The organism is Microbulbifer harenosus, assembly GCF_005771435.1.
Taxonomy (GTDB): Bacteria; Pseudomonadota; Gammaproteobacteria; order Pseudomonadales; family Cellvibrionaceae; genus Microbulbifer; species Microbulbifer harenosus.
Genome location: NZ_VANI01000013.1, coordinates 1 through 26,467, shown reverse-complemented (window position 1 = coordinate 26,467; position 26,467 = coordinate 1). Strand labels below are relative to the sequence as shown.

Annotated in this window: 9 protein-coding genes; 7 read left to right on the top strand and 2 right to left on the bottom strand. The window is 52.0% G+C overall.

Annotated elements, in window-relative coordinates; genetic code table 11:
- Positions 1-114 precede the first annotated feature (114 nt).
- Both aceE and aceF read left to right on the top strand, forming a co-directional pair.
- The gene (aceE, locus tag FDY93_RS12460) at positions 115-2,784 is read left to right on the top strand and encodes a pyruvate dehydrogenase (acetyl-transferring), homodimeric type (protein ID WP_138236093.1); all 2,670 of its coding nucleotides are present in this window, start codon (positions 115-117) and stop codon (positions 2,782-2,784) included.
- 27 nt (positions 2,785-2,811) lie between these two features.
- On the top strand, positions 2,812-4,449 hold the full coding sequence (gene aceF / locus FDY93_RS12455) for a dihydrolipoyllysine-residue acetyltransferase (protein ID WP_138236092.1): 1,638 nt from the start codon (positions 2,812-2,814) through the stop codon (positions 4,447-4,449).
- A gap of 75 nt (positions 4,450-4,524) precedes the next feature.
- On the opposite strand, the gene FDY93_RS12450 is transcribed toward aceF, so the two are convergent.
- Together FDY93_RS12450 and FDY93_RS12445 are read right to left on the bottom strand one after the other, a co-directional pair.
- Entirely contained in the window at positions 4,525-6,540 is a 2,016-nt protein-coding gene (locus FDY93_RS12450) for a multiheme c-type cytochrome (protein WP_138236091.1), read from the bottom strand.
- Positions 6,530-9,478 carry an FG-GAP-like repeat-containing protein gene (locus FDY93_RS12445; RefSeq protein ID WP_171018977.1) on the bottom strand — a complete coding sequence of 983 codons (2,949 nt, stop codon included), beginning with the start codon at positions 9,476-9,478 and terminating at the stop codon, positions 6,530-6,532. Before FDY93_RS12445 ends, FDY93_RS12450 begins: the two co-directional genes overlap by 11 nt.
- Positions 9,479-9,847: 369 nt before the next feature.
- On the opposite strand from FDY93_RS12445, the gene FDY93_RS12440 reads away from it, so the two are divergent.
- The 5 genes from FDY93_RS12440 to FDY93_RS12420 all read left to right on the top strand — a co-directional run.
- Positions 9,848-15,292 carry a thrombospondin type 3 repeat-containing protein gene (locus FDY93_RS12440; RefSeq protein WP_138236089.1) on the top strand — a complete coding sequence of 1,815 codons (5,445 nt, stop codon included), beginning with the start codon at positions 9,848-9,850 and terminating at the stop codon, positions 15,290-15,292.
- A 5-nt stretch (positions 15,293-15,297) separates the two neighbouring features.
- Positions 15,298-16,515: a hypothetical protein gene (locus FDY93_RS12435; RefSeq protein ID WP_138236088.1), complete on the top strand. Its 1,218-nt coding sequence runs from the start codon at positions 15,298-15,300 to the stop codon at positions 16,513-16,515.
- Positions 16,516-17,022, top strand: a complete 507-nt coding sequence (locus FDY93_RS12430) for a hypothetical protein (RefSeq protein ID WP_138236087.1) — start codon at positions 16,516-16,518, stop codon at positions 17,020-17,022.
- A gap of 20 nt (positions 17,023-17,042) precedes the next feature.
- Positions 17,043-17,762 (top strand): DsbA family protein, encoded by a 720-nt coding sequence (locus FDY93_RS12425; protein WP_138236086.1) that lies wholly within the window; start codon positions 17,043-17,045, stop codon positions 17,760-17,762.
- Between the two features lie 31 nt (positions 17,763-17,793).
- Positions 17,794-26,467: LVIVD repeat-containing protein (locus FDY93_RS12420; RefSeq protein ID WP_220446187.1), on the top strand; the 8,674-nt coding region annotated here is incomplete at its 3' end.

The following is a 26,467-nucleotide window of genomic DNA, read 5'->3' as shown; positions in this document are numbered from 1 at the left end:
CGAGTGAGGGCTCGGGGCCGGGGTAAACTCCCGCGCTTGAGGTACTGTTGCGCGGCAAAATTCTGACCATAAAAAACACCGACTCGACGTCGTACTTTCGCCGAGGAGCATTTGATGCACGAAGAAACCGACATTCAGGAAACGCAGGAATGGCTTGACGCGCTGCAGGCGGTAATCCGCCACAGCGGCAAGGAGCGCGCAGCGTTCCTGATCAAGCAGCTGTCTGACCGCGCCACCAATATTGGCGTTCAGCTGCCGGCGGCCATCACCACCCCCTACCGCAATACCATTCCGCCACAGGCGGAAAAGCGTATGCCGGGTGATCTGTTCATGGAGCGTCGAATCCGCTCCCTGATCCGCTGGAACGCGCTGGCCATGGTGGTGCGCGCCAACTCCAACAGCGACAGCCTGGGCGGCCACATCGCGAGTTTCTCCTCCGCGGCCACCCTGTACGACGTTGCATTCAATTACTTCTTCCGCGGCAACGAGGGCGAAGAGCGCGGCGACCTGATCTTCTTCCAGGGCCACAGCGCGCCGGGTATCTATGCCCGCTCTTATCTTGAAGGCCGCTTCGATGAAGACAAACTGGATAACTTCCGCCGCGAAGTGAACGGCCAGGGTCTGTCCTCCTACCCGCACCCGTGGCTCATGCCGGACTACTGGCAGTTCCCCACTGTGTCCATGGGCCTTGGCCCGATCCAGGCGATCTACCAGGCGCACATCATGCGCTACCTGTCCGCCCGCGGTCTGTCTCCGCGCGGCGATCGCAAGGTGTGGGCCTTCCTCGGCGACGGCGAGTGTGACGAGCCGGAATCCCTGGGCGCGATTGCGCTGGCAGGTCGCGAGGGCCTGGAGAACCTGGTGTTCGTGGTCAACTGTAACCTGCAGCGTCTGGATGGCCCGGTGCGCGGCAACGGCAAGATCGTGCAGGAGCTGGAAGGTGTCTTCCGTGGTGCCGGCTGGAACGTGATCAAGGTCCTGTGGGGGCGCCTGTGGGACCCGCTGCTGGAAAAAGACGACAAAGGTCTGCTGCAGAAAGTCATGGACGAGACCGTCGACGGCGAGATGCAGAACTTCAAGGCCAACGGCGGCGCTTATACCCGCGAGCATTTCTTCGGCAAGTACCCCGAGCTGCTGGAAATGGTCAAGGACATGTCCGACGACGAGATCATGAAGCTGAATCGCGGTGGCCACGACCCCTACAAGGTCTATGCCGCTTACGCCGAAGCCATGGCGAGCAAGGGCAAGCCTACCGTAATCCTGGCGCAGACCGTGAAAGGCTACGGCCTGGGTGCCGCCGGTGAAGCGGCGATGGATACCCACAACGTGAAGAAGATGGACACCGAAGCGCTGAAGCGCTTCCGCGACCGCTTCGCGATCCCGATTACCGACAAGGAAATCGAGGAAGTTCCCTACTACCGTCCGTCTCCCGACAGCCCGGAAATGAAATACATGGCCGAGCGTCGCAAGGCGTTGGGCGGCCCGGTACCGTCCCGCAGCACCGAAGTGGCGAAGCTGCAGATTCCGGAACTGGACGCCTTCAGTGCCGTTACCAAGGGCTCTGGCGATCGCGAAATCTCCACCACCATGGCGTTCGTGCGCCTGCTGTCGGTGCTGGTGAAAGACAAGAATATGGGCCAGAACGTGGCGCCGATCGTGCCCGACGAAGCCCGTACCTTCGGTATGGAAGGTCTGTTCCGTCAGCTGGGTATCTACTCCTCCCAGGGGCAGAAATACACCCCGGTCGATCACGGCCAGATCATGTATTACAAGGAAGACAAGAAAGGCCAGGTGCTGGAAGAGGGCATCAACGAAGCCGGTGCCATGTCCGCGTGGATGGCGCTGGCGACCGCCTACAGCAACCACGGCGTGCCGATGGTGCCGTTCTACATCTACTACTCCATGTTCGGTTTCCAGCGTATCGGCGACCTGGCCTGGGCCGCGGGCGACATGCAGGCGCGGGGCTTCCTGGTAGGCGCCACCGCCGGCCGCACCACCCTGAACGGCGAAGGTCTGCAGCACCAGGACGGCCACAGCCTCGTGCTGTCTGGCACCATCCCCAACTGTAAGAGCTACGACCCGGCCTATGGTTACGATCTGGCGGTCATCGTCCGCCACGGTCTGAAGGAGATGTACGAAGAACAGAAGAACCTCTTCTACTACGTCACCATCGAAAACGAAAACTACCTGCAACCGGAAATGCCGCAGGGCGTGGAAGAGGGCATCATCCGCGGTATCTACAAGCTGGAAGGCAACTCGCGCAAGGCCGGTAAAGGCAAGGCAGCGAAGAAGCATGTACAGCTGGTGGGCGCCGGTTCCATCCTGCGCGAAGTCATCGCGGCGGCCGAGATCCTCGCTGACCAGTTCGGTGTGACCTCCGACGTGTGGAACCTGACCTCTGCCAACGAAGCCTCCCGCGAGGCCCAGGACGTGGCGCGCTGGAACATGCTGCACCCGACCGAGGCGCCGCGCAAAGCGTGGATCAGCGAGCAGTTCGAAGGCAACGAGACCCCGGTGATTATCTCCACCGACTACATCCGCGCCTACGTAGAGCCGCTGCGCGAGTTCATCGACGGCAACGTAATTGCGCTTGGCACCGACGGTTTCGGCCGCTCCGACAGCCGCGAGCAGCTGCGCCGCTTCTTCGAAGTGGACCGCAACTACGTAACCATCGCCGCGCTGGCCGGCCTGGCCAAGCAGGGTGTGATCGATGCCAGTGAAGTGGCGGATGCCATCAAGAAACTGAACATCGACGCGGAAAAAGTGAATCCGCGCCTGGTTTAACGCCCGCTGAGTAAGGAAGGTAGAGTTATGGCAAAACAAGTCATTAAAGTGCCCGATCTCGGCGGTGCCGATCAGGTCGATGTTATTGAAATTGCCGTTGCCGTGGGTGACACGGTGGCGGAAGAGGATGCGCTGATTGTCGTTGAAGGCGACAAGGCCTCCATGGACGTGCCTGCGCCGCTCGCCGGCAAGATCCTGAGCATCTCCGTCAAGGTGGGTGACAAGATCTCCGAAGGCGATGTGATCGGCGAAATTGAAGTGGCTGGTGACTCTTCGGAAGAGAAAGCGGAAGAAGCGGCGCCAGCCGCCGAAGCCGCACCGGCACCAGCTCCCGCCGCTGCACCCGCTCCGGCGCCTGCAGCAGCGCCCGCAGGCGAAGCCAAAGAGATGGACATCGTAGTTCCGGACCTCGGCGGTGCCGACTCCGTGGATGTGATCGAACTTTCCGTTGGCGCCGGCGACGAAGTGGGCGAGGGCGATTCCCTGATCGTGGTGGAAGGCGACAAGGCTTCCATGGACGTTCCCTCTCCGGCGGCGGGCACCATCGTGTCCCTGTCCGTGAAAGTGGGCGACAAGGTTTCCACCGGTGACGTGATCGGTGTGATGAAGGCCCAGGCGGCTGGCGCTGCTGAAGCGCCGGCAGCAGCTGCGCCCGCTCCGGCCCCGGCTGCTGCGCCGGCACCTGTGGAGTCGCAAGAGCCGCCGGCAGCGCCCCAAAAAGACCACCATCTGGAGCGGGATCACTCCCCCTCCGCGGAAGTGTACGCCGGCCCCGCGGTGCGCAAGCTGGCGCGCGAACTGGGTGTGACACTGAACAAGGTCAAGCCCACAGGTCCGCGCAACCGTGTCACTAAGGACGACCTGAACACGTATATCCGCGAACAGGTGAAAAAAGCGGAAAGCGGTTCCGCCGGTGTTGGCGGCGGTATCGGTATCGCGCCGATGCCCGAGATCGACTTCAGCCAGTTCGGCCCGGTGCGCACCGAGCCGATGAGCAAAATCCACAAGATCACTGCGGCCAATATGTCGCGCAACTGGTTGAACGTACCCCACGTTACCCAGTTCGACGATGCGGATATCACTGAGCTGGAAGAATTCCGCAAATCCATGAAAGCAGAAGCGGAAAAACGCGGTGTGAAACTCACCCCCGTGCCCTTCTTGCTGAAAGCCGCTGCTGCGGCCCTGCGCGAAGTACCGAGCTTCAACGTATCCCTGCACAACGATGGCGAACATATCGTGCACAAGGATTACGTACACATCGGCATGGCGGTGGATACCCCCAAAGGGCTGGTGGTCCCGGTAATCCGCGACGTGGACAAGAAAGGACTCTACGAGCTGGCGGAAGAGGCGACCACCATGGCGCTCGCCGCACGCGATGGCAAGTTGAAGCCCCGCGACATGCAGGGTGCCTGCTTCACCATCTCCAGCCTCGGCGCCATCGGCGGCACCGGCTTTACCCCAATCGTCAATGCGCCGGAAGTGGGTATTCTCGGTGTGTCCAAGCTGGCGGTGCGCCCGGAGTGGAACGGCAAGGAATTCGTGCCACGGCAGATGCTGCCGCTGGCGCTGTCCTACGACCACCGCGCAGTCAATGGCGGTGATGCCGGACGCTTCCTGACCTATCTGGCTGCGGTACTCGCGGACGTGCGCAAGCTGCTGCTGTAATTTCAATAGGCTGCAGTCGCGAAAAAGCCGATGGTATTGATATACCATCGGCTTTTTTATGCACGCTGAAGCTACTTAATTCGTCACTTCTTTTTCGTGCAGCAACTCCAGCAGCAGTGTATCTCTGGCCATATCAACGATCGGCAACTCCTGGTACTTGTCTCCCAGGGCCCACTTCGCATAGCGCTGATTTAGTTTTCGATATTTTACGGTTGCATCGATCACCAGCGGGCCTTTGGCCCAACTCGGTACGACAAACGCATATTCTGCAACGTCAGAACCACCGGGCTCGATAACGTTCTTGTATGTCTCGCCGACCATGTTGAACAGTTCGTGCGTCCACACTTGTTTACCGTAACGATCAACCGGGATACTGCGATACGCGTGAGCTTCGGGATCTAGATGGCCATCTTCCGACAGTCCGCCGCTCGAGTGCACGAGTTCTCCGGAAGCATCGTGTACCAGCAGTTCAACCCAGGCTTCGTTCAGGTCAATAGTTCCACCGGGAAATTCGTGACCGACGCCAATATTGTTGATGAGGACTTTGAGATTAACCGTTTCGCCCAGGTAGTAGTAATACGGTGTTTCTCTGTGCTCTCTCAGCCGCTCGTCCAGGCTTACCTCCGTTTGCACTGCCTGAGTACGGTTCGGTTTTTCAATGGTAACTCGCAATTTATTGCTCTGCAGGAAGGCCTTGGTGAGCTCCAGTTGATCCGTATCGCCAGTAAGAAGCGGCAGCATCGTATTCGCCCCCAGAAAGCGATGCGAGCGAACCATGCCATCGCTGTTGGCTGATGGATCATTGGATTTCACCAGCGGCATATGGCAGTCCTGGCATCGCATGGCGTGTTCGGATGCAAAGGTCTGCTGATGTTGCCGAGAGAATGGACTGCTCAACCAGGATGTATATTCATCCTGCATTTTTACCCAGCCCCAGTTGTTAATGTCTTTGTCCATAAACTGGATGTGGCAGGTAGCGCACTGCCTTGGTTCCCGGAGTACCGGCGCAGCAACATCCGATTTGTGCTGGCCTGCGGAAGTTCTGATGAGGTACTGGCTGACTCCCTTGAGCAGCATTGAATCGCTGTTGGCAAACAGGTAGGGCTCCGGGGGCTGATATAGATAGCTGGCAACACCATCCAGATGTACGGTATCCGCCATGGCATGGCAGCCCAGGCAGGTTATGCCCTCCGCGTGACCGATAGATCCGGGAATCCCACCGTGCTCACCTCCCGGTGTCAATTCACCGGTAAGCAGCGCAATGGGGGTATGGCAGCCTTCGCAGTATCTTGTGGCTTCTATGCCGCGCTCATCGGCAAGCAGGGTGACATTCTTCATGTAGACAGGATCGGATGCAGCTTGGCGGTGGGCAGAGCTGAACCATTCTCTGGCAATACCCTGGTGACAAGACGCGCACTCTGCGGCACCGGCAATTTGCTTGGGATGGATAAATTCTCGGGTAGTCGTTTCAGCCTGGCTGGGGCGAAAGGGGTGGTCTCCATATGGCGTGGTATAGCCCTCATCCATGGATTTTACCTGCAGGGGAGGTTCTACCCAGGTGTAAATTATGGACAAAAAACCAACAGATAGCGCGTAAACAGCCGACGACTTCAGAGTGCTGAAAAGCGTTCCCAAATTATAAGTATAGTTGCGTTTCTCGTTTGGCCGGTTCTTATATCTGAGCACGCGATGAAGAACGATATGGAGTGCAACGAGAGAAATCAGCACGATGCTACCAAGCTTGTGCAAGTAGGCTATCCAGGGGGAAGCCTCCTGATGTCCCTTAATCGCCAGGGAGAGTCCTGTGTATATATATACAAAGATGGTCAAGATGGCGGCGACACCGCTGAGAATGATCAGCGGTTTTCTCACTCCCAAAGTGCGTTTGAAATGCAGGAACCCATAGGCGAGGATAAAAATTGAAAAAACGCAGCCAGCCAGAATATGCGCAAGAATGTTGATCTGGTTGAATACCAGGATTTTGGGGAGTGCGAAAATAGCCAGTCCGGACAGGCAACAAATGATGAAAGCGGAAGCTAGCGGATAAAAGCTGGAAGACTCCCTTTCAAGAAGGGATTGTTTAGTGCTCATAGAATAATGCTTCACTGTAGCTCAAGACGAGCGCACTTTTGTGATGGATCAAAATATCGCCGGCAAGCCTGCGGTTCTTTGTGGGTTCTTTCGGGTCTCTCAGTATCTCTTCAAGTATGGCCAGTGTGCTGGAAGAAACCTTGTAGTCCTTGAGCGCCTCAATATAAGTAGCTCTTTTGGGTGAGCGTTTTTTGATTTTTGTGTCCATCAGGTCACTAAACCCGGAGGGAGGGTTTCTGGATAGTGAACTCAGGAAGGTGGATAACACCTGCTCTGAAATATAGTGGTTGTCGATAAATAGCGAATAATTTTCACTATTGAACTCTCGATTCAATGTCAGCCACGAGCTTAGCTGCAATTGGCTGCATGTATTAAACAGGTTGGCGAACTGCTTGGGGTGGGCAGTCTTGAGCTTTTCGTTGCTCAGCTTTATACACCCCTGGCGAAGTTTAGTTATTGCTGGAGGAGAGGGGGGCACTACTGGCTGCTCCGATGTTGAAATGCCCTCACTGTGATCGAGATTTCCCAATGTCTTTTGCAGAGCGAGTTCCAGTTTCTTTCGCTGTTGGGAATCCCGTAAATGCCGTTTCATTGTATCTGCTGAATGGGTTCTACGTAGCTCCCCCAGCGCGGCATAAGCACCATACAATACCTCTACGTCTGTTGTGGCATCAATTAGACGAATTATTGGGGCTACAGCGCGAAAACTCTTACTTTCGCCCAGTGCACCGAGTACGCAAACTTGCACCTCCGCAGAGGGATCTTCCAATAGTCTAATTAAGCTAGGTATCCAGAGATTTTTCCTTAGTATCGCAGCCTCCTCTTCTATGAAAAGATGGCGAAAGCCATTGGATAAGTGACATAACACACCAGGGTCCTGATGAGAGAAGAGAGGAGACAACCAGTGTAGGCTACTGTCACTTTCAGTAGTGAAAAGGATATCAATGGCGCTCTTAATTATTTCAATATCACTGCTTTCCAGTGCTCGTTGCACCGTTGCCAGGTAATTAATAGGCTTGTTGTTACGGATAACTTCCAGTAGCCGGAGTTTTTCGCTCTTGTTGAAGTTTTCGTAACTTGAAGCAACAGCGGATGGGTCGGACTGTTCTCCCAGAATTTTCCATATGGTCAGCTGAAGCGGTTCTGGTGGTGTCGAAACTTGACGTTTCGGGGGCGGCATGCGCGTGAGTGCTTCTTTTTCAATACGGTAGTAGTAGCCAGTGTCAGGCCCTTTCAAATGAGTTTCTGAATGACCGTACCAGTGCGCCAATGCCTGCTTAACAGTTTCGCCTTTCATTAGAGAAATGGAAAATTGCACACTACCCGACCCGAGAAACCCTGAAGTATCCGGATACCTTGTCAGTGATCGTCTATCTGTTTCAACACGAATGTACTTTAAATTCAGTAGTCTGGTAGAGTCGCCAGTGAAACCAATCCAATTGGGATTAGGGGTGTGGTTTACATAAAGCTCAATAGGGCCGTTATTGTTGCTTATAACGAAATCGCTATCGCCATCCCTGTCAAAATCAGCAAATGCCAGGCTCCTGCTGGAAAGCGTATTGCTAAACAGATTTTTGCCTGGGGTCCACAGCGAAAAATTGCCATTGCCATCATTGAGCAATAATGAATTCGCTTGTCCTTGCGGAACATAGTACGAATCGCTGTCTGGGTGCTGGAAGCCATTGGCAAACAGAAGATCTGGATAGCCATCGTTGTTGATATCTTTTATTGAGACTCCAAAACCAGATGTTCCGGTCAGCTTTTGTCCGGACTGCACCTTTGTCCAGGTCAAGTTGGTGTACTTCTGGTTTTCATTGGCGAGGATTACCGGGCTTTCACCAGGTATGGTGGAAAAAACAAGGTCGGCATCCCCATCGCCATCGATATCCTCTATGGCGGCGCTGCGAGTGCCACTGGGCAGGTCAATATGTCGCGATGGGTCCGCTTTGGTAAAGGTTTTGCCGTCGTTATTCAGGTATAGCTGAGTTGTTGAACCCTGGTCATTGACGATAAGCAAATCAATGAACCTGTCCTTGTTTGCATCCAGCCAGTGAGCCGATAGGGAGCGGCCGTCGCCTTTGTCCAGATTGAACCTTGAGGCCGACTCCTCGAACCGCAGCTGCCCCTTATTGATGAACAGCAAATTACTCTGCCCTTGATAAAAACCCGGCCGAAATGCTGCTGGTGTTACCTGAGTATATCCACTGGCGCCTTCAAAGTGCTTTGCGGTCTTGTCGTACTTTAGGTAGTTGGCAATATAAATATCCGGCTGGGAATCAGAGTTGACATCGGCGATAGACACGCTGGTTGGCCAGATTATTTCGTTTTGATATAACTTTATGCTTTTTAGATTTTTTCCTTGTTGATTGTGCAGCAGATATACCGAGTCTCTGCTCGTTAATATGAGATCGCTGTAACCATCCTGATCGAGATCTGCAGAGTTGCATCCTATTCCCCAAGTGTCGGCTGGTAAATCCAGTAGTGCCGACACGTCTTCGAAATGGCCGAGACCGTCGTTTTTATAGAGTCTGCTCCCTTGCTTTTGCGCCCACCAGGAATCCCGGCCATAAAATCGAGTGTGACCGCTGCCACCTACGACAAATAAGTCAGGTGAGTCATCTTTATTGAAGTCAAATACGCAAAGACCACTACCGAGGGTTTCATCCAGACCGGCAATTCCATGGCTCTGTTGCAGGTGTGAGTAATTTATCCCTCGCGCCCGGGATTCCTCGCGAAGTCGAGGTTGTTGGAGGGTTGGATGATCAATATCAGAAATTAATTCTGGGAATGCTGACTTACTATGTACTTCGCTTTCATTAGCAAGCGATACCAGCGGTCGGTTTAGTGCGGTCTGGTTTACTAATTGAAATACGATAAATAGCAGTGCCGACGCTGCAACTATGGGGACTGACAGATAAGTAAATACATACTCACGCATTGGTGTTCTAATTTGGTACTTTCGTTTCATTTTCCAAGACCGAATGAACGCGGGCCGCATTCGGCATTATTCAATTTGTTTATAAAAACGTATTGCTATAGTATCGCTGCTTCATTGAGGTAAAGACAAGAAGTAAACCTCCGTGAGAACGGGACGATATAGTGCTGTTTTTGTACGGAAATTTTGCTTTTTAACGGATTAGGTTGTTGTTGCCAGTTGGATTGGTGTGCCTGGATGATCCTTTTCCTGCCGGCTGTAATTTTCTAATCGCTAATCTTTGGGCATATATCTGACGGACTGTGCCCAATATGTATACAAGTGTGCGTGACCAGGGGTCACTGCCCCCGGAATGAAGCAGCCGATAGATCTATGCGTTTCGCTCAATTTAATTCCTCTATTTTCTCGCTGATCCATAATGATGCAGATCGTGGCACAGCTATTTCCAGTTTGGTGCTTCAATCCAAGGGCTTTATTGCCGTACTGGGGTTGATACTGGCGGCCCTGTCGCCTTTCGCAATGGCAGATTCTGCTGAGTCATCAATATTTGGTCCGGAACTCTTTGTTCATGATCGACTTTTCTATTTCGATGATGAAGACGGTGAAGATTTTGGCCATCCCCCGCGCGGGCGTCGCTGGGGCGAGTCTAATGGACATGCTTTGGGCTGGAGAGATGATCGCTTTATAAGCGTTGGGAAGCTTCTCGAAAAGTGGGGCGGTTTTGGCGCAAGCCGTACCTTTGCCGTAGCAGATACGTCATCTTCATATACCTTACGTATACAAAATGGCCCTTCGAACTATCGGCGAGTGACTGCGGGGTATGTAAAACTCAATGGCAAGAGAATCGTCGATACCAGAGATTTTATCCGCGGTTGGTCCGGTTTTTGGGGGCAATGGCGAAATAAAGACAGAACTGGTTACTTTGAATTCCCTGTTTCGCTAGCTGAATTAAACACACTTGAAGTCAAGATTTATAGCCCGCTTGGCAGTGCTTTACGTGTCGAGGTAGTGGGCGTGGATCGAACGCCACCAACGATCTCATTGGAGATAAACCCGCCGGCGAACGGAGAGGGTTGGCACAATACAGATGCAACTGTGAACTTTGTGTGCGCAGATGGGGGAACTGGCATTTCAGTTTGCCCTGAGCCAATTCTGGTCAGTGAAGAGGGTGCTAACCAACAGATTTCTGGTACTGCTGAAGACCACGCCGGTAACAGTGCTAGTGCTAGTGGGACTATAAACTTAGATAAAACTGCTCCGCAATTACTCGTAACTGCTGCGCCGGAGCCCAATGCGGCCGGCTGGCATAGTACCGAGGTGGAGTATAGATTCAATTGTAGTGATGCACTCAGTGGCGTTCTGGAGTGCCCACAGGAGCGGCGCCTGCAAGTCGAAGGACGTGATCAATTGGTTGTAGGCTTGGTACGGGATAAGGCTGGAAATACCGCGGAAGTTGAAGTCAGTGCAAGTATCGACCTTACTGCACCGGAGCTTAGCCTAGTGTTACAGCCATCCGCAAATGCGGCAGGCTGGAATAACACCAATGTTACGGCGCATTTTGAGTGTAGTGATGCCATGAGTGGTGTTGCTTCCTGTAGTGAGCCTTACACTATTAGGCAAGATGGTGGCAATCACGAAGTCTCTGGTATCGCAGGAGACCTGGCCGGAAATACGAGCACGGCAAGTGCAATTGTACGTATTGACAAGGTGCCACCGCAGATCAGTGTTGAGCCTTCTCTCGAACCCAACTCAAACGGATGGCATAGCCAGCCGGTCACATTGAATTATAGGTGCTCTGACTCTCTGAGCGGTGTGGCGGAGTGCCCGGAGTCGATTGATGTCACCGAGGAAGGCGCGCAGCTGAGTGTTTCTGCTTCTGCTGTCGATATCGCTGGTAATTCCACAGAAAATCGTCATGTATTAAATATTGACCAGACAGCGCCAGTTCTTGCGTTTATATCGCCGCAAAATAATGCTGTGTTAACAGGGGCGCGCCCTGAGCTGAAGCTTTCTATCGCTGATAATCTGGCGCTGGATCCAGAAACGCTGGTGATTTCCGTCGATGGTGTGAAGGTAGCCGCCAGCTGTGACCTTTTTGAAAACGAGGCGGCCTGTTCTCTGCCTGCTGATTTACCTGTTGGTCAAATCAATCTTCTAGCATCCTTGAGTGATATGGCGGGCAACATTGGCGATACATCAATCTCTATCTCTACAGATAGCGATGGAGATGGTATTGCTGATGGCGAAGACCTGTGCCCTGCGACTCAAGCGGGCGAAGCTGTCGATGCTGAAGGCTGTTCGGAGGTTCAGCGAGATGACGACGGCGATGGCGTTGCGAATGGCAACGACCAATGTCCTGCAACTCCTACTGGCGAAGCGGCCAACAGTGAAGGCTGCTCTCCCAGCCAGCTTGATATCGATTCCGATGGTGATGGCATTCTTGATTCCCAAGACCAGTGTCCATCAACTGTACCAGGAACACCTGTTGACGCAACGGGCTGTGATGACAGTCAGCGGGATACCGACAATGATGGTGTTGTCGACGTAGACGACGCCTTCCCGGAGGATCCGGAAGAGTCAAGTGATCTGGATGGCGACGGGATTGGTGACAACAGCGACACCGATAGAGACGGCGACGGTGTAGAAAACGATTTTGATGTTTTCCCAGAAAACCCGGCAGAAAGCGCCGACCAGGATGATGACGGAATTGGGGACAATGCCGATTCCGATCGCGATGGTGACGGTGTAGAAAACGATAGTGACGCATTCCCGGATGACCCCAACCGACACAAACTGCCGGTAGTCATGATCAACAGCCCGGCGACGCTGAGTACGGTGGGGCACACGCCCATCACTGTTCAGGGCGTTGTGGATCCCGATGCGGTGGCGTTTACGGTGAATGGTCTGGCGGTACCCTTCGAAGGAGGAGTATTCACTGCCCAGGTTTCGCTGCATGAAGGGCATAACACCGTTGTCGCCCGTATGGTTGATGCTTCAGATACGGTTTCAACCGCGTCAATTAGCATCGCATTGGACCTGACACCGCCTTATATCACGGTCGATTCCCACGAAGATGGTCAGGTGGTTCACACCGAGGCGGTCTCGATCACCGGATTGGTCAACGATATTGTCCGGGGCACCATCGAGGAAGATGAAGCCACGGTAACCGTGAACGGCATCGCCGCCGACATTGTCAACCGGAGCTACCAGGCGGTAGATGTGCCCCTGGAGGTTGGAGAAAACAGCATCACCGTAGAAGCGGTTGATCAGGTGGGCAATAGTGCCAGCCAGACCTTCACGTTGGTGTACGAGCCATTGACAGGACAAAGGCTCGAATTGGTTTCTGGTAACAATCAGAAGGCAAAAATAAACACAGAGATCTCAAATCCGTTAGCGGTGAAAGTATTGGACGGAGCTGGAAACCCCGTTGTTGATAAGAATGTGGTTTTCCGGGTTACTCAGGGCTCCGGGGCAGTTGGCATCGGCACTGACCTTGAAGGCCGCGGTGTGCTGGCGAAAACCGATGCTGATGGGATAGCGACTACCCGCTTCAGGCTCGGCCAGCGGGCTGGTGTCGGTAACCAGAAAGTCCGCGCAAAGGTCGTCGGTTACCAGGATGAGGTGATCTTCTCCGCTTCCGCGGAAGGAAATATCGGCAACAAGCTCAGCGTTAATAGTGGCAATAACCAGCGTGGCGGCACCCACCAGCCACTGCCCGCCCCGTTTGTCGTTGTCGTGACCGACGAGGGGGCTAATGTTGTGCCCGGAGCGCGGATACGATTCGAAGTTTCCTCCGGCGGCGGCCACTTCCAGAATGACAGCACGGTTTTTGAAACCCAGACCGACGGCGATGGCCGGGCGAGTGCGCATCTGGTTATGGGGGGCGTTACCGGACTGGATCAGCAGCGTATCAAGGCGACACTGCTGGATGCTCCTGTTGTCGACGGCACAGTACAAACCATCACCGCTGGATTCACCGCTTCTGCGTTCAAACCGGGCGACGCCGGTAATACCTCCATTAGTGGTGTAGTCATGGACAACCAGGACACGCCGCTACCGGGTGTGACTATCCGAGTAGACGGCACCACTCGCCAGGCGGTCTCCGACGCAGAAGGGCAATTCAAAATCACTGAAGTGCCTGCTGGACCAGTTCACCTGATCGCGGATGGCTCTACGACCACTGTCGAAGGCGAATACCCGGCACTGGCTTACAACCTCGTTACCGTATCCGGTGTCGACAATCCACTTTCTTCCCCAATCTATATGGTCAAGCTGAATACCGAAAATGCGGTATGGGCGGGCAAGGAAGATGTGGAGCTGACTCTGCCAGAAGTACCTGGATTCAAGCTCGAAGTCCCCGCGAACTCGGTCACCTTCCCGGATGGCTCACGCGAGGGCTATGTATCGGTCACGGTGGTAAATAGCTCGAAAGTGCCAATGACACCACCCAATGGTATGCAACCGCAGTTTATTGTCACCATTCAACCAACAAACGCCCTGTTTGATCCGCCCGCGCGTTTGACCTTACCCAATGTCGACGGTCACACGCCCGGCGCTCAGGTGGAGATGTTCTCGTTTGATCACGACCTTGAGGAATTTGTTGCGATTGGTCTTGGGACAGTTAGTGAGGACGGGACGGCAATTCGTTCGAATCCTGGCGTTGGTGTTGTTCGTGCTGGTTGGCATTGTGGTGCGCAGCCTAGTGGTAGTGGCTGTTGTGGCGGAGGTGGCGGTGCTGGAGGCGGTGGATGCCCCGAGTGCAAGAAGAGAAAGGATGGCGCGGATGAGTGCGACCCTTCGGGAGAGAATTGCGTGATAGATCCGGCCGCTGAGGATCCAGGCAACTGCAAGGCCTGTGTAAATGGAGAGGTTGAGGATGATGGAACTATCGATCATCCAGATAAAGTTGACGATGTGGAATGTAAAACTTGCAAGAACGGTTCGGTTGTCGCGAATGAAAACAGAAATGGACTAAGTTGCGCAGGATCAAATCCAGGTTCAGACACAGGTTGTTATACGTGTAAAGATGGCAAATGCGGCAACCATTGTGACATTGATGACGAAAAAGAGGTAATTGAGATAAAGGGAAACCCCGAGTGGAATAGATTAGCAGATATGGTTAATCGGGGTGTAGGAGCCATTTCAGGCCTAAAAGCACAAGCCAACTTTGAATTTTCAGGTAAGAGAGAGCAGGGATTCGAATGTTGTGGTAAATGTGACCCCGAAACAGGGCTTTATACAAAAGAGTCTGGAAATGGGACTGCTTTGGTGGCCTGGGGTGGAGGACCATTTGGTCCCGGTATAGGAAAAATACCTGACGTTTATATTGGTAAGAAAACTCGACTAAGTATCAGGGCGAGAATTGGAATTATCGTAGAAGGTAAAGGTGAGGGAAGTGCAACTGTAGAGCAAAAGTCTAGCCAGTGTGAAGATCAGGATGGATGTTATGGTGCAGGACTCGGCCTTACTGGAACTCTTACGGGGGGAGTTGGTGGTGATTTAGTTGCGGGAATATTTACCTACTCTTCGACCAACGGTAGTTCTTGCAACGCTTGGGGAAAACCCAACGAATCTGATGACTGCTGGGCGCTTGATTTAGGTGCGAAGGGAAGTATAAGAGGTACGGTAACCGGTAGCGCGTCTGTTGGAGCAAATGTTGATTCATGTGGAGGTGCAAATTGCAACGGATCTGTGGGCCCCGTAAAAGCGAACTGGAGTATGAGTGTTGCCGTGAATGTATATTTCTATAGCTACAATTGGAGCTATTCCGAATCCTTAGTTTTAATTGAAAAAGCTTCTATAAATTGTAAGGGGTAATGGGAATGAAAATATGGTTTCGATTGCTCCCGTTAGCTTTTATTCTTTTTTCACCGTTTTGTGTTGGGGCAGGGTTTGTAAATGAAGTCTACAGCTATAACCCAGGTTTAGTTGATGGCAAGATATCTATCTTTTTTCCTGCGGTAAAACAGTATAAAGACTCGTATTTGATGGGTGGATCTAAAAATTCTCCAAATGACGATCATAAAATCCTTTTAGAATACTATTCGCTGCTTAAGAATGGCAAATTTGCGGCAGCAGCCAATTTGCTATCTAGCAAGGATGGAAGTCGAGAATTGGCTAAAAATGAAATTTCTTTGTTTTCTAAACAGCGAGTAGGATTCAAAGATTTAGAGAGAGTAAGCTTTTCTGAAGCATTCAAATGGGGTATTTACACTATATTTGATGTGCAGTTGATTGGTGGAGGGAGGTCTGTTAGCTTTTTTGAGGCTTCAATTTGTCTGAAAGACGGATGTCACCCAAGTACGTTCCTCATGAGAGGGGGTGAGGATGTGCGCTTATTTGGTATGTTAATGCAGGCGAGAAAACTATCCGGAGCAAGGTTAAATTTAACAAGAAGTAGACTATCTAAAGATAGTGACTTCGTTGCGCATTTTTTGCCATCTGGAGATATTTACAAGCCCGGATCAGATCAGCTTCCAATCGAAATATATGTGGATGCAAAACCTCTTTCCGCCAAAGAGCGGGCGTTATATTTAGATACGGTAAAGTCGATTTCAGTAAATTTGTCTGACGTAAACTTCGGGTTGGAAAAGATTGATTTGCCTTTTGATGTAAATCAAAAGTTGAGTGGTTTTCAGGATTTTTACGTAAGGATCAACTCTCTATTAGATAAAAATAGTGAGGCTTTTTATCCATTTTCTCCGTCCGCCTTTTTTAATAAGTTTAAGTACCTGGATGATGTTGAGGTCTTTGGTTTCTTGGCGTATGACGATATTGCGTATGTGTATTTGGGGATGGACGAAAATTTTGAGCCACCATTGGTTGTTTATGATGTTGGTCAGAAAGTAGGCGATGCGAGTCAGTCCCCGGAAGTTGCAGATGAAAGCTCATCTGGTGAGCAAGGAAAGTTGCTTCAGGTTTTAGTGTTTGATCGTCGCACCGGCAATATATATTTGAATCTGAATAGAGATATAACCTATCTCTTATTGACAGAAAATGTGCTTATCCCTTCGTATAGAAAATTTATAAAAGGTAAATAGATGCCTCATAAGCTGCTATATAAAAATGATTCTTCTAAGGCGAAGTTGGTTTTAGTTTTCTTATTTTATTTATGTTTTGTTGCGCCGGCTGGGGTGAAAATTTATAAAGTCTATGGTAGCTACTTCTCATGGTCATTTTTTATTTTGGTAGCATTGCTTTGTATTTTTTTTTCTCTCTCCACTGTCAATTATCTAAGTTTCGGTTCTACAAGTCTTGTAGTTAGGAAGGGGGTTTTGGGTGTAGGAACTTCTACGCTATACGATATGCGGGATATAAAATTTATCATTGTTGAGCGAGGAACGTATAGCAAGATAGCAGCGATTAATGAGTATGGAGATAGGCGGCTTGCGAGTTCCGTGACGAAAGTTAGCCTCAAGGATGGCAAAGGAAGAATTATTTCTCTGCAACGTTTTTTTGATGATAGTGGATATTGGATGGCCAGATCTTTGGCCGGAAATATATCGCAGGAATTTGGGGTTCCGGTTAAAGAAATAAAGAGTTCATAGGTTGCTTCTGGGGAGAGCTCTTGAAATTACTATATTTTATTTTTTTATCGCTTTTTTCAGTCTCAGCCTTGTCGTCGGAGCTAAAAATTTATTTGGATCCGTATTGTCCATATTGCAAGCGGGTTCTTAGAGATTATGAACGGCTTGACAGTAATTACGATTTGGAGTTGGTTTGGGCTCCAATTCTTGGTGAGGGAAGTAGAGAGTATGTTCGCAAGATTTACGAATGTTCTAGCTCCGAATTATTGGTAGTAATCGAATCTGCGATAAATGGACAAATTCCTCGATGCGAGGGATCTTTCGATGATGCCAGGTGGGAATCAAATATAGAGAAGTTTGAAGAGGAATCGGTTTCATTTGTTCCTAAGATTTTGCTTGACGGAAAGGTCGTCAGCTGGAATTTCCTTAAGTCAAAGTTGGATGAAAATGATAGCGGTTTTTCTTGGAATCCTCAGGGTATAACAAGGATAGACTGGGAGCGTTATCGGGAAATTTTTAGTGAGGTTCGTGTTGGGGCGGGAAGCCCTGAAAAATTTGGACTAATTTTTCCTGATAATGTGTCTCTTGATGATCTGGAAAATAAACTGGTTCTTGATGAGCGTTATTCCTGGTTTGTGGTTAAACGCGAAAGTGATCCAGATTTATTTGAAGAGCTTGTTTTACTTGTCGGTGCGGATCTGCTCAAAGGCGATGTCGTATTTTTTAATGGCCAAGTACGTCCGGCCAAGTTGGTTAGATAATTAACACGTGATTCAGGGATGGGTATTGCACATGGTGCCGTATTTTAAGCGCTGCCTCTTTATGTTTATGGGGTTTTTTGGGGCAGAACTAACTTGGGCGCAAAGTCAGATCGAGCTGGGCGAAAATTGTGTGGTCAGCATACTCAATCGCACTGTCAGTGTGTCCGCTGATGGAACTTGGGCGATGCCAAATGTCCCGTCAAATATGGGGCAAGTTCGCGCTCGAGCGACTTGTAACGTGGACGGTACGACCTTTAGTGCTCAGTCAGACTACTTTAGCGTTGAAACCAATGGGCGAGTGGATGTTGGGCAGTTCGTATTTCAATCAATAGATCCAATTCCAGAGTCAATTGAGTTTTCTAATGCTAGTGCTTTTTCGTATGTAGTAAATGAAGATGGATCGCTGGATTTTAGTGGGTATACGCCAGAACTATTTTTTAGTGAACAGGGAGAAACCTATCAGCTAAAAGTGCTGGCGTCTTACGCCGGCGTGGAAAAAAAAGTTGATGTTACCTATTCGGAGTCTGGTATTAACTATCAGTCAAGTAATCCGAAAGTCGTTTCTGTTACTCCTAATGGACTTATAACCGTTAACGGTAGTGGAGCCTCTACCGTTATCGCCAGGAAGGACGGTGTATCAGCTTTTGTTTTGGTCAGGGTAACTATTGGTGGTGATGCAGATAACGATGGCATGCCAGACCAATGGGAAGCAGAAAATGGACTAAATCCTTCTGATCCGGTCGATGCATTTGAGGATCTGGATGAAGATGGCCTTTCTAATCTAGAAGAATTCAATATCGGCACCGATCCCCGACTTTCTGATAGCGACGATGATGGTATCGACGATCTGGAAGAAACTGTGGACGGTGAAGATGGTTTCATTACCGATCCATTGCTTTTTGATACCGACGGAGATGGCCTCAACGATGGCGTTGAGCTGACCGTCGGCTCAGACCCAACCGATAGCCAAGATGCCAATTACAGCGCGCTGATCACACAAATTGAAGTCACCCCAGGTAGCGCGGTACTTTTCTACAACACGATTGATTCCGAATCCGCTCTTCAGCTGAGCGTAACTGCCACGCTTGTCGATGGTAGTCAGGTGGACATCACCGATTTTTCCCGAGGTACTAACTACACCTCAAATGATCTGAACATCGCCAACTTCGGCATAGAGCCTGGCCGCGTGTTTGCCGGTCAGGAAGGCATTGCTACGGTTACCGTGACCAATGGAGATTTCTCCGAAGATGTCCAGGTTACCGTTGTTACCTTTACCCCACAGCCACTCGGCTATATTGAACTGACAAACCAGGCGAACAATGTTGCTGTTGAAGGCTCTACCGCTTACGTAGCGACGCAAAAAGGCCTCAGTATTGTTGATCTTTCTGACCCGAAAGCGCCATTTGTAGCAAGCAACCTTTCGGTTGCGGCGGCTAAGGACGTCAAGGTTGCGGGTGGTATCGCCTACCTGGCGACAGAATCTGGTCTGGCAATGGTCAATATCAATGACCCCGCTGCGCCCTTTGTAGTGGCGACTTATACCGCAGCGGGGCAGGTGAATGATATTGCTCTGGAAAACAACAAAGCCTATCTCGCTACGGAAACCCGTGGCCTGGTTATTCTCGATATTTCGTCTCCGCAGTCTGCTGCAGAGCTGGGCAGTCTTCAGCTTGGTTCTGTCCTAAAATCTGTGGCCGTTGAGGGTGAACTAGCCGTCGTCATATCGGGGGATGTGGTCATCGCGGTGGGCGTTACCGTGGCTACCAATCCGACGGAATTGGGACGTGTGACGGTTTCTGGTGCCACTCAGGTGGCTATCAAAGGAGAGCATGCATTTATTGCGGGTGGATCAAGCTCATACTACCCGAGTATTGATTTTTCCAATCCCACTGTACCGGTCGTTAACGAAACACCACGGGACTTTCTTCCCAATGATGTGGTAGTGCGAGGCGATCACGCTTTCTACTCTGAGATTATATTTCCGAGCGCATTACCGATCGTCAATATCAAGGACCCGAACAATCCGCTCTATCAAGCGTTAATTGATATGAGCCAGTACGGAGATTACGACTGTTCCGGAGTCGATGCGGACCTTAGCTATGCCTATTGTACCGCGCGCAACCGACTTTACATTAACCAGTACCGGGAGCTTCAGGATATCTCTGGTATTGCACCTACGATTTCCTGGGAGCAGCCCGAGTTTGGTAAGGAGCTTTTCCAGAGCCGACCCTACCGGGTGAGTGCTGAGGTGGAGGACGATGTGCGTGTGGCTGTTGTCAATTTCTTTGCCAATAACGAACTGGTTCATACCGACGTCACCCCTCCTTATACCTTTGTTTATAAGGTCCCTGATGTGATCGACCAGTTGAGCTTCCGTGTTGAAGCGCTGGATCTAGCGGGTAATCTCGGTAGTACGGGAGAAATTGGTTATCAAGTAAACCCGCTGGATGCCATTGCCGAAGAATGGACGGATGTAACCCTCGATTACTTCGATGATGACCTTCTCGCCGCAAGTATCGCGATGGACGATGCGGTATTCGTCTCTTCCTATAAGCTGGAGTCCGCTGGCGACCTGTTGATAACTGGTGCAGGAAGTTCCAGTATTTTTGTGGATGAACTGGTTGTCGGTGGGGATCTGATCGTAGATGCCAACACTACGTTAATCGTACGCAGTGCCAATGGCGTAACCGTTACCGGTGATGTCATCGTCCAGTCCGGAGCGAAGTTAACTGTTCCCAATGCGGGTGGTGATGTGTTCTATCCGCTGGCGCTGGATGTGGCGGGCGCGGTAAAAATCGCCGATGGTGGCAGTATTGATCTCAATGGCAAGGGGTATCTCGATCAGTATACCGGTGGCCCAGACGCAAATAGTCAGAACTGGTCCTGTCATGGCGGTCTTCGTACCAAGAGCGCAAGTGCTACCTGTGCGTATGGTCGCTATCAACAGGCTGTTCTCCCGGGCGCTTCCGGCGACTATCAGAATGCCACCAACACCTCGGCAGGTGGCGGCGTAGTCAAGATTAAAGCCCAATCTATCGAGCTGACTGGCAGCGCCGCTATTCGGGCAAATGGCCTTCTGGGAGACTATGACGGCGGTGGCGCTGGTGGTTCGGTGCATATCGAAGCCGAACAGCTGTCCGGTACAGGTTCTATCGAGGTTCGTGGTGCAAATGGTCGTCGTGACCATGGCGCTGGTGGTCGTATCAGCCTTTATGTCGGTGATGACAGTGGTTTTTCCGGGGCACTGCGTGCGGACACGGGATCTGCCGCGGGCGCCGGTACGGTGTTTATTCAAAAACCTGGGGATAACTACGGCGAGCTGATCGTAGACAACTTTTCAGTAACCGCGGCTTCCCGGAGTACGCCTTTGGCGGGCGTCGGGCGCCACCGTATCGAGTCTGTCATTCAACTGTCTGAGAATAGTTGGGAAGTTACTGTCGCAGGCGACCCCTGGAAAGCGTCTAGCACGGATTACCTGTGGGGGATAGATGGGCGTTGGGTCGTTCTGGATGCTGAGCGAGAGGCAGCGCCGCGCTATCGTATTCTGGAAAATGGTACCAATACCCTCGTTGTGGGCACATCAGATGATCTGGTGGAGTATGTCGGTAGCGAGCTGGTAGGTGTTCATATCTTTGACCGCTTGCGTGTCCGCAATGGTGCCTGGCTGGATATAGGGGAGGACCGTCTCCAGGTTGTGCAAGTTGCGGACTCGGATATCAGTAGTGCGACGATTTCCGCAGACACGCTTCCACAGAATGTGATCGAACTGGCTCTTACGCAGGGCGGAGGAATTGTTACTGAACAGGCGATTGAGCTTTTTGAAATGAGCCTGACGGGAGCCGGCCAGGCAACCATTGATGCTCCGTCGTTGACCGTGGCCGGTGATGTCAATATTTCCGGTGTGGATCCAGAAAACACTCTCACCGTCATTCTTGCATTGGACGAAGCGCTGCAAGTGGGTGGTAATGTTTCCATTAATGACGCAATCCTGACGGTTCCTTATGCCAGTGCCGCGAATAAGCGGATTTATCAGCTGGCAATGAATGTTACGGGAAATATCACCGTTGCCGAAGGTGCAGCGCTTGATGTTTCGGCCAAGGGATATCCGGCCAATGATTACTATGGCCCCGAATTCAAACAAAGTGCTGACCATGCATCTGGACACGGCGGAAGTCGTCGTCACCGGGATAATACTTATGGTCGGTTTGAGCGCGCTCGTTTTGGGGGTGCCGCGGGCTATAACTCGAGTGGTGATGTGGGGCGAGGCGGCGGTGTAATCGAACTTACTGCTGCCAGCCTTAACTTGAACGGTAAAATTCTGGCCAACGGTGAAAGAGGCTACTACCGGGGTGGTGCCGGTGGTTCCGTGCATGTCGAAGTGCAAAGTCTCAGCGGGCTGAATAGCGGTGAGATTGCAGCCAATGGCGGTGACCAGCGCTATACCAGTAGCAGCTCTGATACCTACTCCGCGGGTGCTGGCGGTCGTATCAGCATGTATACAACGGATCGTAGTAATTACCTGGGGAGTTTGAGTGCTGCATCGGCTGGAGGTGATGTCTCCGGTGCGGGCACTATCTATATCAAGGATCCGCAGCAGCAGTTTGGCCACCTGATCGTTGATAATGCGGGCCATGTAGCGCAGACCGGTAGTACTCCACTGCGCACCGTTGGGCGCCACCGTATTGTCGATGTTTACCAGCCACTAGCCGGTATATGGAAGATCGAGGTCGAAGGTACCCCCTGGAGAGATTCTGACAACGCTTTTGATTACGGCGTTGACGGTCTGTGGGTAGACCTGGATGCCAGTGAATCCGATGGCCCTCTTTATCGGATTGTTGAGAACCGTGAGAACACTCTGGAAATTCATACCGAGGACGACCTGATCTCGGTATTGGGTAATGAGCTGGTTGGTGAATATGTATTTTCCAGTTTGACAGTAACCGGCGGAGCTTCCCTTGATACGGGTGCTGACCGGTTGACTGTTCAGGACATTGCGCTTTCGACGATTAGTGATAACGGACAGGTTGTTGGCTCTTTGATTAGTGAGCCTGTCGTTCAACTGGCGATTCGGGATGGCGGTCGTCTGTCTTCTGCCTCTGAGTTGGTGTTACAAGATCTGTCTCTCGATTACGCCGAAAAACCGACAGCAGCATCTTTGATTAAAGCGCCTTCAGTGACTGTTCTTGGGGATGTGCAATTAAACAACGCCTGGCTTTCGCTCGCGCTTGATTCCGGATTCAATATTGTCGGCAATCTGCAGCTGGAGGGGGAGTCAGAAATAACCGTACCCCATGCAAGCGCTTCATCGAAGACAGTGTATGCGGCTTCACTCTACGTCGGTGGCTCCGTTGTTGTTGGAGAGCTGTCGAAGATTGATGTCACCGGCAAGGGCTACCCGGCAAATGACTATTATGGCCCGGAATTCAATCAGAGCGCGACCAGAAGCGGTAATCATGGCGGCAGTCGCCGTCATCGGGATAGCGTTTATGGACGGCACGAGCGCGCGCGCTTCGCAGGATCTGCGGGCTACTGGTATGACGCTTCCTATCCCAGCCGTGGCGGTGGTGTCATCGAAATTTTTGCTGCGAGTCTTGAGCTAAATGGCCAGATTCTTGCGGCTGGTGAGCGGGGCTATTATCGGGGTGGTGCCGGCGGTTCCGTACATATAGAAGTCGATAGTGTTAGTGGCCTGAGTACGTCTCAGATATCTGTTGATGGTGGAAGTCAGCGTTATACCAGTAATAGCAGTGATGACTATGCGGCGGGTGCCGGCGGTCGTATCAGTCTGTATACCGCAGATCGCACAGCGTATTTGGGCGCACTGAGTGCAGCCTCCGGAGCTGGTGATACTTCAGGGGCGGGCACCATTTATGTCCTCGACCCACTGCAGCAGTTCGGACATCTCATCGTGGATAACGCCGATCGAGTGGCTCAGTCCGGCAGTACACCACTGCGTTCAGTGGGCCGTCATCAGATCGTCGATGTGTACCAGCCCACCAATGGTGTCTGGAAGATCGAAGTCAGCGGTACCCCCTGGAAAGATTCCGACAATGCCTATGACTATGGTGTAGACGGGCTCTGGGTCGACCTGGATGCCAGTGAGACCGGCAGTAGCCACTACCAGATTGTCAGCAACCGCGAAGGTATGCTGGAGATTCACACCAGCGATGATCTTTACTCCGCGCTTGGGAAAGAGCTGATCGGTGTGCAAACCTTTGCCAGCGTGCAGCTGCTGGGCGGTAGTTCACTGGATATTGGTGAAGACCGATTGGTTGTATTGGATTTGGTAAATTCGCAGTTTGCCGCGAACAGTTCACTGCTTGCGGGCGAGATCAGCCAGGAATTGATTCAGCTTGCAGGCGAAGGCGGTGCAGCAGTGACACTGCGTCACACCCCACAGCTTACCAATCTACTTCTAGATAATCTGGGCACTAGCACTTTGCGCTTCAGTGACAAAGTCAGTATTAACCAGCTCACGGTGACTTCGGGGACTGTTTACTTTGACGGTGGATTGGAAGTTGCCGGCGATCTGGCGATAGCTGGAAGTGCCAGTGTTATCTCCCTGGCAGTAACCGCGCAAAACCTGCACCTGTCTGGCGAAGCTGTACTGGAAAGCTCCGTTATTGATTTGCCCGGAAATATTGTTTTACAGGATCAGTCCGTCCTGACTGTGCCGTATACCAATGCCTCAATAAAGCAGGTTTACCCACTGACGCTATCGGTTGGCGGTGATATTTCTGTCGGCGAACTGGCAAAAATAGATGTTACCGGCAAAGGCTATCCGGCGAACGACTATTACGGTCCGGAATTCAGCCAGAATACGTCCTGGGGCGGCAGCCATGGCGGTAGTCGTCGCCATCGGGATAACGTCTATGGACGCTACGAGCGCGCACGTTTCGCGGGCGCTGCAGGCTATCGATATGATGCCTCCTATCCAAGCCGTGGTGGCGGTGTCGTCGAAATTTTTGCTGCGAGTCTTGAGCTAAATGGCCAGATTCTTGCGGCTGGTGAGCGGGGCTACTATCGGGGGGGTGCCGGTGGTTCCGTGCATATTGAAGCGGAAACAATCAGTGGACAAAACACCGGGTTGATTTCAGCCGTAGGCGGTGGTCAGCGTAATACGAGTAGTAGCAGTGATGACTATGCAGCAGGTGCCGGCGGTCGTATCAGTATTTACACCGCAGATCGCACAGCGTATTTGGGCACACTGAATGCCGCGTCTGGAGCTGGTGATGCTTCCGGGGCGGGCACTATTTATGTCCTCGACCCACTGCAGCAGTTCGGACATCTCATCGTGGATAACGCCGATCGAGTGGCTCAGTCCGGCAGTACACCACTGCGTTCAGTGGGCCGTCATCAGATCGTCGATGTGTACCAGCCCACCAATGGTGTCTGGAAGATCGAAGTCAGCGGTACCCCCTGGAAAGATTCCGACAATGCCTATGACTATGGTGTAGACGGGCTCTGGGTCGACCTGGATGCCAGTGAGACCGGCAGTAGCCACTACCAGATTGTCAGCAACCGCGAAGGTATGCTGGAGATTCACACCAGCGATGATCTTTACTCCGCGCTTGGGAAAGAGCTGATCGGTGTGCAAACCTTTGCCAGCGTGCAGCTGCTGGGCGGTAGTTCACTGGATATTGGTGAAGACCGATTGGTTGTATTGGATTTGGTAAATTCGCAGTTTGCCGCGAACAGTTCACTGCTTGCGGGCGAGATCAGCCAGGAATTGATTCAGCTTGCAGGCGAAGGCGGTGCAGCAGTGACACTGCGTCACACCCCACAGCTTACCAATCTACTTCTAGATAATCTGGGCACTAGCACTTTGCGCTTCAGTGACAAAGTCAGTATTAACCAGCTCACGGTGACTTCGGGGACTGTTTACTTTGACGGTGGATTGGAAGTTGCCGGCGATCTGGCGATAGCTGGAAGTGCCAGTGTTATCTCCCTGGCAGTAACCGCGCAAAACCTGCACCTGTCTGGCGAAGCTGTACTGGAAAGCTCCGTTATTGATTTGCCCGGAAATATTGTTTTACAGGATCAGTCCGTCCTGACTGTGCCGTATACCAATGCCTCAATAAAGCAGGTTTACCCACTGACGCTATCGGTTGGCGGTGATATTTCTGTCGGCGAACTGGCAAAAATAGATGTTACCGGCAAAGGCTATCCGGCGAACGACTATTACGGTCCGGAATTCAGCCAGAATACGTCCTGGGGCGGCAGCCATGGCGGTAGTCGTCGCCATCGGGATAACGTCTATGGACGCTACGAGCGCGCACGTTTCGCGGGCGCTGCAGGCTATCGATATGATGCCTCCTATCCAAGCCGTGGTGGCGGTGTCGTCGAAATTTTTGCTGCGAGTCTTGAGCTAAATGGCCAGATTCTTGCGGCTGGTGAGCGGGGCTACTATCGGGGGGGTGCCGGTGGTTCCGTGCATATTGAAGCGGAAACAATCAGTGGACAAAACACCGGGTTGATTTCAGCCGTAGGCGGTGGTCAGCGTAATACGAGTAGTAGCAGTGATGACTATGCAGCAGGTGCCGGCGGTCGTATCAGTATTTACACCGCAGATCGCACAGCGTATTTGGGCACACTGAATGCCGCGTCTGGAGCTGGTGATGCTTCCGGGGCGGGCACTATTTATGTCCTCGACCCACTGCAGCAGTTCGGACATCTCATCGTGGATAACGCCGATCGAGTGGCAC